General features: G+C 29.5%; 1 protein-coding gene. It reads right to left on the reverse strand.

The annotated features are described in order from the left end of the window. Positions 1 to 780 (reverse strand): polysaccharide deacetylase family protein (locus tag GH808_RS15135; protein ID WP_186843606.1); only part of this gene is annotated, 780 nt, incomplete at its 3' end. Positions 781 to 857: the final 77 nt, after the last annotated feature.

Here is an 857-nt window from a genome sequence, read left to right on the forward strand (position 1 = left end):
ATATGAACCATAAGGGTAATTCATAACCCAACTATTTTTATCAATAATTCCATCAAAATAATTAAGTGCTTTTTCAATGTCCTCTTTCATTTGATCTTCTGATAGTTCACCTAGCCAATAATGTTCATATCCATGAAGGCCAAAATACATACCAGCCTGCTTCATGCAATTAATTTGTTCTAAATTAAGATACCATTCATTTGAAAGCACTTCTTCACTTACATCCAAATAGTTATTAAATAATTCCTGTACAATCATATTCCTCAGCTTTTCTTCTAAGCCAACCTGCAAAATTCTTTTTATAAATATTACTTCATTCGTATCAAATCGATCTTTAACGGCATATTTTTTGAACAAATTTTCATTCGATTCAATTAAATATCCTTCTATTCTATAACGATTTAAGATTGAAAAAATATCATCTAATAAAGTTTGAATATCCGCAGTAGCTAAAAGATAATGTATTTTATTTACATCCATGACTTTTTGTTCTACCAAAGGTTTCGCTGAAACAAAGAAGGAACCTTGAATCCCTCTGTTTTTTAAAATCGGAAAAACATTTGTATAATGATCAATATAGCCATCATCAAAAGTCAACAGTGCTGCATCCTCTGGCAATAAAAAACTTTCTTTATTATAAGCCGCTTCAATAACTTCTTCCATGGTAATTATATTGAAATTTTCTTGCAAAAATTCAATTTGTTGTGTAAACAACTCCAAGTCTAAACCTTTAATATTGGGGAATCGATTATTTTTAAAATCTTTAATATAATGATACATAACTCAACTTTCCCAGCTCTAAAAATCAGCTGAGACTTTACAACAAGACACGCTGCAGCTTCTAAAAAACAGAAGTT

Origin of the sequence: Acetobacterium fimetarium (assembly GCF_014284475.1) — a bacterium.
Lineage (GTDB): Bacteria > Bacillota > Clostridia > Eubacteriales > Eubacteriaceae > Acetobacterium > Acetobacterium fimetarium.